This window comes from Pseudomonas sp. BJa5, assembly GCF_030272875.2.
Lineage (GTDB): Bacteria > Pseudomonadota > Gammaproteobacteria > Pseudomonadales > Pseudomonadaceae > Aquipseudomonas.
Window position 1 is genome coordinate 62,051 of the sequence record NZ_JALRNG020000016.1, and the last position, 15,627, is coordinate 77,677.

Here is a 15,627-nt window from a genome sequence, read left to right on the forward strand (position 1 = left end):
GCACCATGCAAACCCGCGAAGACATCTTCAACATCCTGCGCGATGCGCTGGTCGAACTGTTTGAACAGGACCCCGACGACATCAAGCTGACCTCGAACCTGTACCAGGACCTGGAAATCGACAGCATCGATGCCGTCGACCTGCTCGACCACATCAAACGCCAGACCGGCAAGAAAATCTCCGCCGAGGATTTCAAGGCCGTGCGTACCGTCAATGACGTGGTAGAGGCGGTGCATCGCCTGGTCAATGCTGCTGCATGAAACGCCTGATCGGCCTCGGCCTGGTCCTGGCCGGTCTGCTCTACCCGTTTGCGGTGTACTTCGGCATGGCCCACTTTGCCCCCTGGCAATTCGCCCTGCTGCTCGGCGGGCTGTGGCTGGGCCGCGCCTTGAGCCAGGCGCAGCAGCCCGGTGGGCGCTGGATGGCCGTGGCCGCCCTGGCGTTCTGCGCCCTGCTGGCGCTGTTCAACAGTCCGCAATGGCTGCGCTGGTACCCGGTGCTGATCAACACCTTCATGCTCGGCCTGTTCGGCTTGAGCCTTAAATTCGGGCCGCCACTGGTCGAGCGCCTGGCGCGCCTGCGCGAACCTGAACTGCCCGACGCCGCCGTCCGCTACACGCGGCAGGTGACCCAGGTCTGGTGCCTGTTCTTCCTGGCCAATGGCCTGGTCGCCGGCGCCTTGACCCTGTGGGCGCCGCTGAGCTGGTGGACCCTGTACAACGGCTTGATCGCCTATGGCCTGATGGGCCTGCTGTTCGCGGTTGAATGGCGGGTAAGACAACGCGTGCGAGGACGCTCATGACCTGGCTGAACCTTGAGCAACTGCTGCACCCCACGGGGGCTGCGCGCCCGGTGGCACTGGCACCGTTGCTGGACCACAGCGATCTGAGCCGGCAAGCCCTGCAACTGGCCGCCGGCCTGCAGCGGCGCGGCGTGCGCCGCCTGGCCCTGTACCTGGAAGATGCCGGGCTGCTGGCCGTGGCCCTGCTCGGTGCCTGGCGTGCCGGGGTGCAAGTGCTGCTGCCTGCGGACCTGCAGGCGCAAACCCGCCAGCGCTGGCTTGGCGAGGTCGACCTGTGGATCAGCGAACAGCCCCAGGACCAGTCGCTGCAAGCGCTGTTCGAAGCCCCCCTGCCCGCCGCCGACCTGGACCTCGACAACTGCCACCTGAGCCTGTGCACCTCCGGTTCCAGCGGCGAACCCAAGCGTATCGACAAGCAGCTGCGCCAACTGGCCAATGAAGTGCTGGCCCTGGAGCAGCTGTGGGGTGAAGACCTGGGTGAGGCCTGCATCATCGGCAGTGTGGCCACCCAACACATCTACGGCCTGCTGTTCCGGGTGCTCTGGCCGCTGTGCGCCGGGCGACCGTTCCTGCGCCGCCAATTGCCGTTTCCCGAAGACCTGCAACGGGCCAGCCGCGAACACCCGGCCTTTGCCTGGGTCGCCAGCCCCGCGCTACTCAAGCGCATGGGCGACAACCTCGACTGGCCGGCCCTGAGCCGGGTACGACGGGTGTTCTCTTCCGGTGGCGAACTGCCGTTGAGCGCAGCACGCGCCCTGCAGCAACGCCTGCAGCAGTGGCCAACGGAAATCCTCGGCAGCTCGGAGACCGGCGGCATTGCCTGGCGGCAGGCCGACCAGCCCTGGCAGCCCTTTGCCGGGGTGCGCCTGAGCCAGAACGAAGACGGCGCACTGCGCATCGAATCGCCTTACCTGCCGGCCGGCCATGTCGAGCAGAGTGCCGACGCCGTGGCGTTCACCGCGGATGGTCGTTTCCACCTGCTCGGTCGCCTGGACCGCATCGTCAAGCTGGAAGAAAAGCGCATCTCCCTGCCGATGCTGGAAAAGGCCTTGCTCGACCACCCTTGGGTCGAAGACTCGCGCCTGGCGCTGATCCAGGAAAACCGCGCCTCGCTGGGGGCCTTGCTGGTACTCACCAGCGCCGGGCTGCATGCCCTGCGCAACCGGGGCCGACGTGCCGTCACCGAGGCGTTGCGTATGCACTTGAGCCAGCACTGCGAAGCCCTGGCCCTGCCGCGCCGCTGGCGACTGCTGCGCCAGTTGCCGTTCAATGCCCAGGGCAAAGTGCTCCAGGCCGAGGTCGAGGCCCTGTTGCTGGCGCCACGCCCGAAGGGCCCGGAGGTCATCAGTCGCGAGCACAAGGATGCTGAGCTGCAGCTGCAACTGGCGGTGTCCGCAGACCTGGCCTACTTCAGCGGACACTTTCCACAGACACCGGTGTTGCCCGGGGTGGTCCAGGTCGACTGGGCGATCGAACTGGGCCAGGCGCTGCTCGATCGGCCACGGCGCTTCGCCGGCATGGAAGTGCTGAAGTTCCAGCACCTGGTGCGCCCGGGTGACACCCTGGAGCTGACCCTGCGCTTCGACGCCGAACGCGGCAAGCTCTATTTCACTTACCGCAATGCCGGGGTGCCCTGCTCCAGTGGCCGCATCGTGCTGGAGGCCAGCGGTGAATAAGCCCTGTGCGGTGATTCCGGTGTACAACCACGAGCAGGCCGTGCCCGCCGTGGTGGCCGGGCTGCTCGCCGCCGGGCTGCCCTGCGTGCTGGTGGATGACGCCAGCAGCCCGGCCTGTGCACGTGTGCTGCGCCAGCTGGCCGAACAGGAGCATGTGTTCCTGCTGCCGCTGGCGCACAACCAGGGCAAGGGCGGTGCGGTCATGGCCGGACTGCGTGAAGCGGCGCGCCTTGGCTTCAGCCATGCCTTGCAGGTGGATGCCGACGGCCAGCACGACCTGGCCGATGTCGAGCGCTTCCTGCAGCAGTCCTGCGAACACCCTCAGGCGCTGATCTGCGGTTATCCACAGTACGACGCCAGCGTGCCCAAGGGCCGCCTGTACGCACGCTACCTGACCCACGTGTGGGTGTGGATCAACAGCCTGTCGCTGCAGATTCCCGATTCCATGTGCGGCTTCAGGGTCTACCCCTTGCCACCGACCCTGGCGCTGATCGATTCGGTCAACCTCGGCCGGCGCATGGACTTCGACCCGGAAATCCTCGTGCGCCTGAGCTGGCGCAACCAGCCGATGCGCTGGTTGCCGACCCGGGTGCACTACCCGGCGGACGGGCTGTCGCACTTTCGCCTGGTGCATGACAACGCGCTGATCTCGAAGATGCACGCCAAGCTGTTCGTCGGCATGCTCCTGCGCGCCCCGGCGATCCTCTGGCGACGGTGGCTGGCATGAGCAACGCTGAGCAGCACTGGGCCGGGCACCAGGAGCGCGGCAGCTTCTGGCTGATGAAACTGACCGCCCTGGGCATCAAGCTGCTCGGCCGGCGGGTGTTGAGCCCGGTCCTGCATGGCATCGTCCTGTACTTCTTCCTGTTCGGTGGCCGGGCGCGGCGCAGTATCTGGCAGTACCAGCAACACCTGGCCGACTGGAGCGGGCAAGCCAGCCTGGCCCCCAGCTACCGGCGGGTGTTCGGCCAGTTCATGGCCTTCGCCGATGCCCTGCTGGACAAGCTCGACGTGTGGAACGGCAAGCTCGACCTTGAGCAGGTCGAGATGATCGACCCGGCTCTGCTACGCCCGCAATTGCATGGCGGACGCGGGCAGATGCTGGTCGGTGCGCACCTGGGCAACCTTGAGGTCTGCCGCGCCCTGGCCGAGCTGGGGGAGCGGGTCACCATGAACGTGCTGGTGCACACCCGTCACGCCGAACACTTCAACCGCCTGCTCGGCGAATCGGGGGCCAGCAACCTGCGCCTGATCCAGGTCAGCGAACTGGACCCGGCGACCATGCTGCAGCTGAGCCAGCGCCTGGACCGTGGCGAATGGCTGGCGATTGCCGGCGACCGTGTGCCGCTGCAGGGTACGCGGACGGTCGAGGTGGATTTCCTCGGCCACCGCGCCGCCTTGCCCCAGGGCCCCTGGCTGCTGGCCGGGCTGCTCAAGTGCCCGCTCAACCTGTTCTTCTGCCTCAAGCAGCACGGCCGCTACCAGGTGATCCTCGAACCCTTCGCGCCGGCCATCGAATGGCGCCGCGGCCAGCGCGACCAGGTGATCGCCGACTGGGCCGGCCGCTATGCCGAACGCCTCGGTCACTATTGCCTGCAGGCACCGCAGCAATGGTTCAATTTCTACCCTTTCTGGAAGTCCGATGACGATGCATCCCCATGATCCCGTAACCTTCGGCGAGTCGCCGCTGGCGATCGAAGACATCCTCGCCCTGGCCCACGGCCAGGCCGAAGCCCGCCTCCAGGACGATGGCCAGTACCGTGCGCGCATCGCCCGTGGCGCGCAGTTCCTCGACACGCTGCTGGACCAGGAAGGGGTGATCTACGGGGTTACCACCGGCTACGGTGACTCCTGCGTGGTCGCGGTGCCGCTTGAACATGTCGAGGCGCTGCCCCGGCACCTGTATACCTTCCACGGTTGCGGCCTGGGTCAGTTGCTCGATGCGCCGGCGACCCGCGCCGTGCTGGCCGCCCGCTTGCAGTCGCTGTGTCATGGCGTCTCCGGCGTGCGGGTCGAGCTGCTCGAACGCCTGCAGGCCTTCCTCGCCCACGACATCCTGCCGCTGATTCCGCAGGAAGGCTCGGTCGGCGCCAGCGGCGACCTGACGCCACTGTCCTATGTCGCCGCGACCCTGTCCGGTGAGCGCGAGGTCATGTACCGCGGCGAGCGGCGTTCGGCCGCCGATGTCCACCGCGAGCTGGGCTGGCAGCCGCTGGTGTTGCGGCCCAAGGAAGCCCTGGCATTGATGAACGGCACTGCGGTGATGACGGGCCTGGCCTGCCTGGCCTTCGCCCGCGCCGATTACCTGCTCAAGCTGGCCACACGCATCACCGCGCTCAATGTCATCGCCCTGCAAGGCAACCCCGAGCACTTCGACGAGCGCCTGTTCGCCACCAAGCCGCACCCGGGGCAGATGCAGGTGGCGGCCTGGTTGCGCCAGGACCTCGCCATCGATGCCCCGACCGCGCCGTTGCACCGCCTGCAGGACCGCTACTCGCTGCGCTGCGCCCCCCATGTGCTGGGCGTCCTGGCCGACAGCCTGGGCTGGCTGCGCGGCTTCATCGAGACCGAACTGAACAGCGCCAACGACAACCCGATCATCGACGCCGAAGCCGGGCGCGTGCTGCATGGCGGGCACTTCTACGGCGGGCATATCGCCTTCGCCATGGACAGCCTGAAGAACCTGGTGGCCAACGTCGCCGACCTGCTCGACCGCCAGCTCGCCCTGCTGGTGGATGAACGCTACAACCATGGCCTGCCCAGCAACCTCTCCGGCGCCAGCGCCGAGCGCGCCATGCTCAACCACGGTTTCAAGGCCGTGCAGATCGGAGCCAGCGCCTGGACCGCCGAGGCCCTGAAAAACACCCTGCCGGCCAGCGTGTTCTCACGCTCCACCGAATGCCACAACCAGGACAAGGTGAGCATGGGCACTATCGCCGCCCGCGATGCCTTGCGCGTGCTGGAGCTGACCGAACAGGTCGCCGCCGCCACCTTGCTGGCCGCCAACCAGGGTGTCTGGCTGCGCCGTCGTGAGGCCGATGCCCGTGACCTGCCACCGGCGCTGGCCGCCATGCATGAGCAACTGCTTGAAGACTTCGCCCCAGTCATCGAAGACCGCGCCCTGGAAGGTGAGCTGCGCCTGTGCCTGGAACGTATCGCCGGACAACACTGGAGGCTGCATGCGTAGTCAGGGTGTTGTACACGTCGACTGCGAAGTGCTGGTGCCGTTCTTCGACGTCGACAGCATGCAGGTGGTCTGGCACGGCCACTACGTCAAATACCTGGAGGTGGCGCGCTGCGCGCTGCTCGACCGGCTTGGCCACAACTACCTGCAGATGCAGGCCTCGGGCTTCATGTGGCCGGTGATCGACTTGCAGTTGCGCTACATCCGCGGCGCCACCTTCGGCCAGCGCCTGAACGTGCGCGCCAGCCTGGTGGAATGGGAGAACCGCCTGAAGATCAACTACCTGATCAGCGATGCCGTCAGCGGTGAGCGCATGACCCGCGCCAGTACCGTGCAGGTGGCGGTGGAGATCACCAGTGGCGAGATGCAACTGGCCTCGCCCCAGGTGATGCTCGATGCCGTGGCCAGGGTGCTGGAATGATCACCCTGCTGCGCAGCCTGCTGTGCATGGCCCTTATGGCCGCCGCTGGCCTGGCCCAGGCCTTTGGCCTGGACGACCTGAGCAAACAACTGGGTGAACCGGCGGTGATCAAGGGCCCGTTCATCCAGGAAAAGCACCTGCGCGCCCTGCCGCAGCCCCTGGTCAGCAAGGGCGAGTTTGTCCTGGCCCGCGATCATGGCCTGCTCTGGCTGTTGCAGACCCCACTGAAACAGGACTACCGCCTCGACGCCCAGGGCATTGCCCGCCGCGATCCCAACGGCTGGCAGACGCTGCCGGGCAACAGCGCCGGCAGCCAGCAGAACCGTCTGTTCTTCGCCGTGCTGCAAGGCGACAGCAGTGGTCTGCAGCGCGATTTCGACCTCAGCCTGCAAGGCGATGCGCAGCACTGGCAATTGCGCCTGACGCCGCGCTCGCTGCTGCTCAAGCAGGTGTTCAAACAGATCGATATCGACGGCGGGCGCTTCGTCGAACGCATCCAGCTCCTGGAAACCCAGGGCGACAGCACGGTATTGCGCATGCCATCGAGCAGCAGCGCCGGCAGTCTGAACGACACGGAGCGCCGCGACTTTGCCCAGTGAGCGTTGGTGGCCGCGCCTGTTTCTGCTGTTGCTGGTCGCGGTCATGGCCCTGGCCGGCTGGCAGTGGCACCGCGCCGCGCCCTTGTCTGCCGACCTGATGACGCTGGTGCCCGGAGCCATCCACGATCCCCTGGTGCAGCGCGCCGAACAGCGCATGCAGGAGCCCTTGAACCGCGAGATGCTGGTGCTGGTCGGCCATCCCCAGCGTGAGCAGGCTATTGACCTGGCCCGCCACCTGGGCGAGCAGTGGCAGGCCAGCGGCCTGTTCGAGAAGGTCCAGTGGAGCCTGCAGACCGACCTGCAGGCCGTGCGCGAGCAACTGCTGCAGGGGCGCCTGGCACTGCTCTCGCGTACCGACCGCAAGAGTCTGGTCGACAACCCCCGAGGCTTTATCGAGCAACGCGTCGAGAACCTCTACGATCCTTTTTCCGGGGTCAGCCTGGTACCCAGCCAGGACGACTGGCTGGGCCTGACCGGGCGCATCCAGAACAGCCAGCCACGACCGGCGTCAGTACAACTGGACACCGCCAGTGGCGCTCTGGTGGCTGAAGCGGACGGCCAGCACTGGGTCCTGCTGCGCGCCCGTACCCTGGGCAACGCCTTCGACATGCAACTGCCGCTGCAAGTGGCCGACCTGCTCGCCAGCAGTCGTCTTCAGGCCGACCAGGGCGGTGCCCGCCTGCTGGCCGCCAGCGGCCTGCTGTATGCCGCCAGCGGCCAGCGCCAGGCCAGCCAGGAAATCACCTGGGTCGGCGGCGGCGCCAGCGTCGGCATCCTGCTGCTGTTGCTGCTGGCATTCCGGCGCCTGCGCGTGCTGCTGGCCTTCGTGCCGGTGCTGGTCGGCATGCTGTTCGGTGCCGTGGCCTGCGTGGCGCTGTTCGGCCAGATGCATGTGATGACCCTGGTGTTGGGTTCGAGCCTGATCGGCGTCGCCGTGGACTATCCGCTGCACTACCTGTCCAAGAGCTGGAGCCTGCGTCCCTGGTACAGCTGGCCGGCGTTGCGCCTGACCTTGCCGGGGTTGAGCCTGAGCCTGGTGACCAGTTGCATCGGCTACCTGGCCCTGGCCTTCACGCCCTTCCCGGCGCTGACCCAGATCGCCGTGTTCTCCGCCGCCGGCCTGCTCGGTGCCTACCTGAGCGCCGTCTGCCTGCTGCCGGCTCTGCTCAAGGGCAGCGACCTGCGACCGTCGCACTGGCCCTTGCAGGTCGCGCAATGGTTGGTCGAGCTGCGCCTCAGATTGCTGAACAAAGTGCCCAGCCCGCTGTTGCTCGGCGTGCTGATCCTGTTCTGTGCCGCCGGCCTGTGGCGGCTGGACAGCCGCAACGACGTTCGCCAGTGGGTTGCCAGCCCGGCGCAATTGCTCGAGGAGGCCCAGGCCGTGGCGCGGATCACCGGCTACCAGCCGACCAGCCAGTTCTACCTGGTCCGCGGCGCCGACCAGAGCCAGTTGCTGGAACGCCTGCAGGCCCTGGGCAAGCGCCTCGACCCACTGGTCGAGAGCGGCAAACTAAAGGGCTACATGGCCCTCAACCAGTTTGTCGCCAGCCCCGCTGACCAGCAGCAGGCGCGGGTAGCGTTGCGGGCGCTGTCCGAACACTGGCAGCCGCTACTGGCCCTGGGCGTCCCGCAGAGCGCGCTGCAGGCCGAGCTGGACCGACTGCTGGCGCTACCCACCCTGGATATCGATCAAGCCCTCAGCGGCCCTCTGGGCGAGCCCTGGCGCACCTTGTGGCTGGGTGCCGACGGTGAAGGCGTGGCCGCCATCGTCAGCCTGCAGGGCCTGAACGATGCGGCGCTGTTGCGCCTGCAGGGCGCTGACCTGCAAGGCGTGCAACTGGTGGATCGCCTTGGCGACCTGAATCGACTGTTCGCCGCCACCCAGGTCAGCGCCGCCGAACTCAAGCTGTTGTCCTGCGCGCTGATCGTAGTGCTGCTGGTCCTGCCCTTCGGCCTGGGCGGTGCCCTGCGTATTGTCGCCCTGCCGCTGCTTGCCGCCCTGTGCAGCCTGGCAAGCCTCGGCTGGCTGGGACAACCCCTGACCCTGTTCAGCCTGTTCGGCCTGCTGCTGGTCACCGCCATCAGCGTCGACTACGCCATCCTCATGCACGAACAGATCGGTGGCGCCGCCGTCAGCCTGCTCGGCACCCTGCTGGCCGCCAGCACCACCTGGTTGTCGTTCGGCCTGCTGGCAGTCTCCAGCACCCCTGCGGTGAGCAATTTCGGCCTGGCGGTCAGCCTCGGGCTGGCCTTCAGCTTTGTCCTGGCGCCCTGGGCCGCCAGCGGGCACAAGGAGGTCTCCCGATGAGTGCGCGTCCATGGTTCAAGGCACGCCTGTGGCTGATGCTTGCCCTGGCGCTGCTCAGTGCCTGCGCAGGCCAAGCTCCCCTGCCTGAACGGCAGCCCGCGCTCAGCCTGCCGATGCAGCTGCACATCCAGCGCGAGCAGGCCGGTCAGCGCCAGGACTGGCTGCTGGTGATCCAGCAGGAGCAGGCCAGCCTGCGCTTCTCGCTGCTCGACCCGCTGGGAATTCCCCAGGCTCGCCAGCTACTGGTCGAAGACCACTGGCAAGCGGATGGCCTGCTGCCGCCCAACCCCGCCGCCCGGGAACTGTTCGCCGCCCTGCTGTTCGCCCTGGCCCCGGACGATCAGCTGCAACGCCTCTATCCCGACGCCCGCCGACAAGGCCAGCAACGCTGGCTGGGCGAGCGCTGGCGGGTCGATTATCGGCACGCCGACGACTTCACCTTGAACCTTGCCCGGGGCCTGCGTTATCAAGTCAGCCCACTGCCCCGCGAGACCACGCCATGACTGCTTTTCTCAACGCCCTGGGCCTGGTCTGCGCCCTGGGACGGGATCAGGCCGAGATTGCGTGCAGGCTGTTTGCCGGCGACTGCTCTGGCCTGCGCGAGGAAGCCGGCTGGGTGCCGGAGCGCCGCCTGCCGGTGGCCGCTGTGCCCGGCGCGCTGCTCGACCTGCCGAGCGCGTTGCAGGCGTCCCATAGCCGTAACAACCAGCTGCTCTACGAAGCCTGCCTGCAGATTGCCCCGCAGATCGCCCAGGCCATTGCCCGGCATGGCCGCCATCGCGTCGGCATCGTCCTGGGTACCAGTACCTCGGGCATCCACGAGGCCAGCGACGCCATTGCCCATTACCTGGGCGAGCACCATTTCCCGCCCGGCTATGACTACGCCCAGCAGGAACTCAGCGCACCGGCCAACTTCCTTGCCGACTGGCTGCAACTGAGCGGACCGGCCTATGTCATCTCCACCGCCTGCACCTCCGGCGCCCGCGCCCTGATGAGCGCCCGCCGCCTGCTTGACCTCGGGGTCTGCGACGCGGTGATCTGCGGCGGTGTCGACAGCCTGTGCAAGCTGACGCTCAACGGCTTCAGCGCCCTGGAGGCGGTCAGCGGCCAGCGCTGCAACCCCTTCTCGGTCAACCGTAACGGCATCAACATCGGCGAAGCCGCCGCGCTGTTCCTGATGACTCGCGAGGCCAACAGCGAGGGTGCAAGCGTCGCCCTGCTCGGCGCTGGCGCCAGCTCCGACGCCCACCATATCTCGGCCCCGGAACCGGGTGGCAGAGGCGCCTTGCAAGCGATGACCAAGGCGCTGGACAATGCAGGTCTGCAACCGGCGCACATCGACTACCTGAACCTGCACGGCACCGCCACGCGGCACAACGACGCCATGGAAAGCCTGGCCGTCCATGCCCTGTTCGGCAGCACCCTGGCCTGCTCCTCGAGCAAGCCCATGACCGGCCACACCCTGGGTGCGGCGGGTGCACTGGAAGCCGCGTTCTGCTGGATGATCCTGGCCGCCGACAATGCCCGGGGGCACCTGCCGCCGCATGTCTGGGACGGCGAGCACGACCCGCAGCTGCCACGCCTGAACCTGGCCGCTGCCAACCAGTGCCTGGCAGGCCAGGGTCCGCGACGCCTGATGAGCAACTCGTTCGCCTTCGGTGGCAACAATGTCAGCCTGATTCTCGGAGACACCCCATGATCACCTGGCCATTGGCCGAACTGCTGCCCCACGCCGGCGACATGATCCTCATCGATCAGGTCGAGGCTTTCGACCAGGAGCAGATCCACACCCGCCTGAGCGTCCGCCCTGGCGGCCTGTTCAGCCGTGCCGACGGCAGCCTGCCGGCCTGGGTCGGTATCGAGCTGATGGCCCAGAGCGTGGCGGCCTTTGTCGGCTGCCACGCCCGCCAGCAGGGCAAGCCGGTGGAGCTGGGTTTTCTCGTCGGCACGCGCAAGTTCGAGTGCAATGTCGAGCACTTCCCCGTCGATGCCCAATTGCGCATCCATGCCCAGCGCTCACTGGAAGACGAGGGCGGCATGAGCGTGTTCGAATGTCATCTGCACGGCCCGGGCATCCACGCCATGGCCCGCCTGAACGTTTTTCGCCCGCCGCAGCCTGCCAGCTACCTGGCCGAGTCGGGTCCCGAGGAGTCTTCCCATGACTGACACCATCCTGGTCACCGGTTCCAGCCGCGGCATTGGCCGGGCCATTGCCCTGCGCCTGGCGCAGGCCGGCTTCGACCTGGTCCTGCACTGCCGCAGCGGGCGCAACGAGGCCGACGCCGTGGCCGACGAAGTCCGGGCGCTGGGCCGGCAGGCGCGTGTGCTGCAGTTCGATGTCGCCGACCGCGCCGCCTGCGCCAGCCTCCTGACCGAGGATGTCGAGGCGCACGGCGCCTATTACGGTGTGGTGTGCAATGCCGGCCTGACCCGCGATGGTGCCTTTCCGGCACTGAGCGAAGACGACTGGGACCAGGTGCTGCGCACCAACCTCGACGGTTTCTACAATGTCCTGCACCCGCTGATCATGCCGATGATCCGCCGGCGCGCCCCCGGGCGCATTGTCTGCATCACCTCGGTCTCCGGGCTGATCGGCAACCGTGGCCAGGTCAACTACAGCGCCTCCAAGGCTGGTGTGATCGGTGCCGCCAAGGCCCTGGCGATCGAGCTGGGCAAGCGCCGGATCACGGTCAACTGCGTCGCGCCCGGCCTGATCGACACGGCCATGCTCGACGAGCAGGTGCCGGTCGACGAGCTGCTGAAGATGATCCCTGCGCAGCGCCTGGGCACACCGGAAGAAGTCGCCGGCGCGGTGAATTTCCTGATGTCGGCCGAAGCCGCCTACATCACCCGTCAGGTCCTGGCGGTCAACGGGGGGTTGTGCTGATGAAACGCGTGGTCGTCACCGGCATGGCCGGTATCACGTCACTGGGCAGCGACTGGCAGACCATCGCCGGCCACTTCTCCGACAACCGCAGCGGCATCCGGCGCATGGACGAGTGGGACCGTTTCGAAGAACTCAACACCCGCCTGGCCGGTCCCATCGATGACTTCAAGGTGCCGGGCGCCTGGACCCGCAAGCAACTGCGCAGCATGGGCCGGGTCTCGCGCCTGGCGGTGGCGGCGTCCGAGATCGCCCTGCGCGATGCCGGCCTGCTGGACGACCCGTCGATTCGCGACGGGCGCATGGGCGTGGCCTGCGGTTCGTCCACCGGCAGCACCGACGAGATGAAGACCTTCGGCAACATGCTGGCCAACTCGGTCTCCGAGGGTTTGAACGCCAACTCCTATGTGCGCATGATGCCGCACACCACGGCGGCCAATATCAGCATCTTCTTCGGCCTCACCGGGCGCCTGATTCCCACCTCCAGCGCCTGCACCAGCGGCAGCCAGGGCATCGGCTACGCCTATGAGGCGATCAAGTACGGGCGCCAGCCCCTGATGCTCGCAGGCGGTGCCGAAGAGCTGTGCCCGACCGAGGCCATGGTGTTCGATGCGCTGTACGCCACCAGCCTGAAGAACGACACCCCGAACAAAACCCCGAGCCCCTATGACAGCGGCCGCGACGGCCTGGTGATCGGCGAAGGCGGCGGCATGCTGGTGCTTGAAGAGCTGGAGCACGCCCTGGCCCGTGGCGCGCGCATCTACGCCGAGATCGTCGGTTTCGGCACCAACGCCGACGGCCAGCACATCACCCGCCCGGAACAGGTGACCATGCGCCGGGCCATGGAACTGGCCCTCGAAGACGCCAGCCTGGCACCCGAGGCCATCGGCTATGTGAATGGCCACGGCACCGCCACCGAGCAAGGCGATATCGCCGAAACCCTGGCCACCAGCAGCCTGTTCGGCCCGCACATGCCGATCAGCTCGCAAAAGAGCTTCCTGGGCCACACCCTGGGCGCCTGTGGCGCGCTGGAGTCCTGGTTCAGCATCGAGATGCTCAACAGTGACCGCTACGTGCACACCCTCAACCTGGTGGACATCGACCCGCGTTGCGGCGAGCTGGACTACCTGTGCAACACCTGGCGGACCTTGAGCAACGAGTTCGTGATGAACAACAATTTCGCCTTTGGTGGCGTCAACACCTCGTTGATCTTCCGCCGCTGGCACTGATCCGCAGTGCACTAGCGGGCCTGGCGGGTCACCAGTTCGGCGAAGGCCCCGGCCATGGCGGACGGCGTACCGCGGCGCTGCACCAGCCAGACCGCGGTAACGGCCTCATCATCGAGCAAGGTGCGGTACACCACCCCGTCCAGGCGCATGCGCTGGAACGAAGCAGGCAGTACCGACACGCCCAGCCCCGCCGCCACCAGGCCGATAATGGTCATCGCCTCCCCCGCCTCCTGGGCGAAATGCGGGCTGAACCCGGCCGCTCGCGCCAGGCTCTGCAGTTGCGCGTACAGCCCACTGCCGTAACTGCGCGGAAAGAATACGAAGGGCTCGTTGGCCAGGTCCGCCATGCGCAGCCCGGCTTCGCTGCCCCGGGCCAGGGGATGGGCCGCGCCGATCACCGCCACCAGCGGCTCACGAAACAGCTCCACGACCTCAAGGCTCTCGGGCAGCGCCAGCGGCCGGATCAGGCCGACCTCGATCGACTCGTCGAGCAGGGCGTCGGCCACGTCGCGGCTGCTCATCTCCTTGAGATGCAGGTGCACCGCCGGGAAGCGCTGGCGAAAGGCATGAATGGCCTTGGGAATGCTGGAGTTGATCGGCGCCGATGAGGTGAAGCCGATCTTCATTTCGCCCAGCTCACCCAGCTGTGCTCGACGGGCCACATCCGCCGCTTTGTCGACCTGGGCCAGCACCAGGCGCGCCTCCTCCAGGAACAACCGCCCGGCCTCGCTGAGCTCGACCCGACGATTGGTGCGCTCGAACAGCCGTGCCCCCAGCTCCTGTTCCAGCGCCTGGATCTGCTGGCTCAAGGGCGGCTGTGAGATCCCCAGTTGCTGGGCGGCGCGGCCGAAATGCAGCTCTTCGGCCACGGCGATGAAATAGCGGAGATGGCGCAGTTCCATGGTCGCTCCAATAGGTCGTAAAACCTCTTAAACAGGTCGAACAATATATTGGAAATGATCATTAGCCAGCTATATGCTTTTTTCACTGCCTGCCAGGCTGTAGCGCCCCGAGGTCCCCCGTGAAAACTGCTGTTGCTGCGCACGTCCCCGAACGGCCCCACGCCCCTGTCGACGAACGCGTCATGTCCCTGTCTGAAAGCTGGATCGAAAAAGGCACCCCGGCCTTCATGCGCACGGTGCTGGCATTGTTCTGCGGCGGCTTCGCCACCTTCGCCCTGCTCTACTGCGTACAGCCGATGATGCCGTTGCTGTCCCAGGAGTTTTCCATCAATGCGGCGCAAAGCAGCCTGATCCTCTCGGTGTCGACCGCCACCCTGGCCGTCGGCCTGCTGATCACCGGGCCCATCTCCGACCGTATCGGCCGCAAGCCGGTGATGGTCGCCGCCTTGTTCTGCGCGGCATTGAGCACCATCGTCAGTGCGCTGATGCCGAGCTGGCACGCCGTGCTGCTGACCCGCGCCCTGCTCGGCCTGTCGCTGAGCGGGCTGGCCGCGGTGGCCATGACCTACCTCAGCGAAGAGATCCACCCGCAGCACATCGGCCTGGCCATGGGCCTGTACATCGGCGGCAATGCCATTGGCGGCATGAGCGGACGGCTGATCACTGGCGTGCTGATCGACTTCGTCAGCTGGCACACCGCCTTGCTGGTGATCGGCAGCCTGGCCCTGGTGGCGGCGCTGGTGTTCTGGAAGATCCTCCCCGAATCACGCAACTTCCGCCCCCGCTCGCTGCACCCACGCAGCTTGCTGGAGGGTTTCACCCTGCACTTTCGCGACGCCGGGCTGCCCTGGCTGTTCCTCGAAGCCTTCCTGCTGATGGGGGCCTTCGTCACCCTGTTCAACTACATCGGCTATCGCCTGCTGGCCGGGCCCTATCACATGAACCAGGCACTGGTGGGGCTGCTGTCGGTGGTCTACCTGTCGGGCATCTACAGCTCCGCACAGATCGGTGCCCTGGCGGACAAACTGGGGCGGCGCAAGGTGTTCTGGGGCACCATCGTGCTGATGTTCGCGGGCCTGCTGATGACCCTGTTCACACCCTTGCCGCTGGTGATCGTCGGCATGCTGGTGTTCACCTTCGGCTTCTTCGGCGCCCACTCGGTGGCCAGCAGCTGGATCGGCCGGCGCGCGACCCGGGCCAAGGGCCAGGCCTCGTCGCTGTACCTGTTCAGCTATTACGCGGGATCGAGTGTGGCCGGGACGGCCGGTGGGGTGTTCTGGCATCACGCCGGCTGGAACGGCATCGGGCTGTTCATTGGCAGCCTGTTGCTGGTGGCCTTGCTGGTGGCGGTGCATTTGAGCAGGTTGCCGGCCAAGGCCTGAACGCCAGGCTGCGGTCTGTGGGAGCGGGGGGGGGGCCCCGGGCGAAAGGACGCACACAAAACGGGGCAGGCGCCCCCCCCCAAACCCACCCACCGAGGGCGCCCGGCGGCCCCGGCTCTCCCGGCCTGGGGGGGGTGGGGGGGGGGGGGCGGCCCGTGTTTGTCTTCTTCCCCCCTTTGGGGGGGCCCCCCCCGCTCCCACAGACCGCAGCCTCGTTCCTCGGCAGCGGCTACAAAGTCG

General features: G+C 67.1%; 16 protein-coding genes. 15 read left to right on the forward strand and 1 reads right to left on the reverse strand.

Annotation, left to right across the window (positions count from 1 at the left end):
- The first annotated feature begins 5 nt into the window (after positions 1–5).
- Genes M2D63_RS11610 through M2D63_RS11675 form a run of 14 tightly spaced genes read left to right on the forward strand, consistent with a single transcriptional unit; the run spans position 6 to position 13,103 of the window.
- Positions 6–260, forward strand: a complete 255-nt coding sequence (locus M2D63_RS11610; RefSeq protein WP_285863061.1) for an acyl carrier protein — start codon at positions 6–8, stop codon at positions 258–260.
- On the forward strand, positions 257–802 hold the full coding sequence (locus M2D63_RS11615) for a hypothetical protein (protein ID WP_285863062.1): 546 nt from the start codon (positions 257–259) through the stop codon (positions 800–802). The genes M2D63_RS11610 and M2D63_RS11615 overlap by 4 nt, the downstream gene beginning before the upstream one ends.
- Complete coding sequence (locus M2D63_RS11620) at positions 799–2,478, forward strand: acyl-CoA synthetase family protein (RefSeq protein WP_285863063.1); 1,680 nt, start codon at positions 799–801, stop codon at positions 2,476–2,478. Before M2D63_RS11615 ends, M2D63_RS11620 begins: the two co-directional genes overlap by 4 nt.
- Positions 2,471–3,205 carry a glycosyltransferase family 2 protein gene (locus tag M2D63_RS11625; protein ID WP_285863064.1) on the forward strand — a complete coding sequence of 245 codons (735 nt, stop codon included), beginning with the start codon at positions 2,471–2,473 and terminating at the stop codon, positions 3,203–3,205. The genes M2D63_RS11620 and M2D63_RS11625 overlap by 8 nt, the downstream gene beginning before the upstream one ends.
- Positions 3,202–4,140, forward strand: a complete 939-nt coding sequence (locus tag M2D63_RS11630; RefSeq protein WP_285863065.1) for a glycosyl transferase — start codon at positions 3,202–3,204, stop codon at positions 4,138–4,140. Before M2D63_RS11625 ends, M2D63_RS11630 begins: the two co-directional genes overlap by 4 nt.
- Positions 4,121–5,665: a histidine ammonia-lyase gene (gene hutH, locus M2D63_RS11635; RefSeq protein ID WP_285863066.1), complete on the forward strand. Its 1,545-nt coding sequence runs from the start codon at positions 4,121–4,123 to the stop codon at positions 5,663–5,665. The genes M2D63_RS11630 and hutH overlap by 20 nt, the downstream gene beginning before the upstream one ends.
- Positions 5,658–6,083 (forward strand): thioesterase family protein, encoded by a 426-nt coding sequence (locus tag M2D63_RS11640; RefSeq protein WP_285863067.1) that lies wholly within the window; start codon positions 5,658–5,660, stop codon positions 6,081–6,083. Before hutH ends, M2D63_RS11640 begins: the two co-directional genes overlap by 8 nt.
- Positions 6,080–6,682 carry an outer membrane lipoprotein carrier protein LolA gene (locus M2D63_RS11645; protein ID WP_285863068.1) on the forward strand — a complete coding sequence of 201 codons (603 nt, stop codon included), beginning with the start codon at positions 6,080–6,082 and terminating at the stop codon, positions 6,680–6,682. Before M2D63_RS11640 ends, M2D63_RS11645 begins: the two co-directional genes overlap by 4 nt.
- Complete coding sequence (locus tag M2D63_RS11650) at positions 6,672–8,990, forward strand: MMPL family transporter (RefSeq protein WP_285863069.1); 2,319 nt, start codon at positions 6,672–6,674, stop codon at positions 8,988–8,990. The genes M2D63_RS11645 and M2D63_RS11650 overlap by 11 nt, the downstream gene beginning before the upstream one ends.
- Entirely contained in the window at positions 8,987–9,493 is a 507-nt protein-coding gene (locus M2D63_RS11655; protein WP_285863071.1) for a hypothetical protein, read from the forward strand. Before M2D63_RS11650 ends, M2D63_RS11655 begins: the two co-directional genes overlap by 4 nt.
- A complete protein-coding gene (locus M2D63_RS11660; protein ID WP_285863072.1) occupies positions 9,490–10,689 on the forward strand; it encodes a beta-ketoacyl-[acyl-carrier-protein] synthase family protein in 1,200 nt (399 codons plus the stop codon). The genes M2D63_RS11655 and M2D63_RS11660 overlap by 4 nt, the downstream gene beginning before the upstream one ends.
- Positions 10,686–11,156: a hotdog family protein gene (locus tag M2D63_RS11665; RefSeq protein WP_285863073.1), complete on the forward strand. Its 471-nt coding sequence runs from the start codon at positions 10,686–10,688 to the stop codon at positions 11,154–11,156. Before M2D63_RS11660 ends, M2D63_RS11665 begins: the two co-directional genes overlap by 4 nt.
- Positions 11,149–11,877: a 3-oxoacyl-ACP reductase FabG gene (fabG, locus tag M2D63_RS11670; protein ID WP_285863074.1), complete on the forward strand. Its 729-nt coding sequence runs from the start codon at positions 11,149–11,151 to the stop codon at positions 11,875–11,877. The genes M2D63_RS11665 and fabG overlap by 8 nt, the downstream gene beginning before the upstream one ends.
- Positions 11,877–13,103, forward strand: a complete 1,227-nt coding sequence (locus M2D63_RS11675) for a beta-ketoacyl-ACP synthase (RefSeq protein WP_285863075.1) — start codon at positions 11,877–11,879, stop codon at positions 13,101–13,103. Before fabG ends, M2D63_RS11675 begins: the two co-directional genes overlap by 1 nt.
- Before the next feature lie 11 nt (positions 13,104–13,114).
- Here M2D63_RS11675 and M2D63_RS11680 read toward each other — a convergent pair whose 3' ends face one another.
- Entirely contained in the window at positions 13,115–14,005 is an 891-nt protein-coding gene (locus M2D63_RS11680; RefSeq protein ID WP_285863076.1) for a LysR family transcriptional regulator, read from the reverse strand.
- Positions 14,006–14,124: 119 nt separating this feature from the next.
- Here M2D63_RS11680 and M2D63_RS11685 point away from each other — a divergent pair, with 119 nt between their 5' ends.
- Entirely contained in the window at positions 14,125–15,387 is a 1,263-nt protein-coding gene (locus tag M2D63_RS11685; RefSeq protein ID WP_405309819.1) for an MFS transporter, read from the forward strand.
- Positions 15,388–15,627: the final 240 nt, after the last annotated feature.

Bases quoted from the DNA above. Each gene is read 5' to 3' on its own strand.
- fabG (WP_285863074.1), top strand. From the start codon at position 11,149: ATGACTGACACCATCCTGGTCACCGGTTCCAGCCGCGGCATTGGCCGG.
- M2D63_RS11640 (WP_285863067.1), top strand. From the start codon at position 5,658: ATGCGTAGTCAGGGTGTTGTACACGTCGACTGCGAAGTGCTGGTGCCG.
- M2D63_RS11655 (WP_285863071.1), top strand. From the start codon at position 8,987: ATGAGTGCGCGTCCATGGTTCAAGGCACGCCTGTGGCTGATGCTTGCC.
- M2D63_RS11645 (WP_285863068.1), top strand. From the start codon at position 6,080: ATGATCACCCTGCTGCGCAGCCTGCTGTGCATGGCCCTTATGGCCGCC.
- M2D63_RS11610 (WP_285863061.1), top strand. From the start codon at position 6: ATGCAAACCCGCGAAGACATCTTCAACATCCTGCGCGATGCGCTGGTC.
- M2D63_RS11615 (WP_285863062.1), top strand. From the start codon at position 257: ATGAAACGCCTGATCGGCCTCGGCCTGGTCCTGGCCGGTCTGCTCTAC.
- hutH (WP_285863066.1), top strand. From the start codon at position 4,121: ATGACGATGCATCCCCATGATCCCGTAACCTTCGGCGAGTCGCCGCTG.
- M2D63_RS11660 (WP_285863072.1), top strand. From the start codon at position 9,490: ATGACTGCTTTTCTCAACGCCCTGGGCCTGGTCTGCGCCCTGGGACGG.
- M2D63_RS11620 (WP_285863063.1), top strand. From the start codon at position 799: ATGACCTGGCTGAACCTTGAGCAACTGCTGCACCCCACGGGGGCTGCG.
- M2D63_RS11630 (WP_285863065.1), top strand. From the start codon at position 3,202: ATGAGCAACGCTGAGCAGCACTGGGCCGGGCACCAGGAGCGCGGCAGC.
- M2D63_RS11675 (WP_285863075.1), top strand. From the start codon at position 11,877: ATGAAACGCGTGGTCGTCACCGGCATGGCCGGTATCACGTCACTGGGC.
- M2D63_RS11665 (WP_285863073.1), top strand. From the start codon at position 10,686: ATGATCACCTGGCCATTGGCCGAACTGCTGCCCCACGCCGGCGACATG.
- M2D63_RS11680 (WP_285863076.1), bottom strand. From the start codon at position 14,005: ATGGAACTGCGCCATCTCCGCTATTTCATCGCCGTGGCCGAAGAGCTG.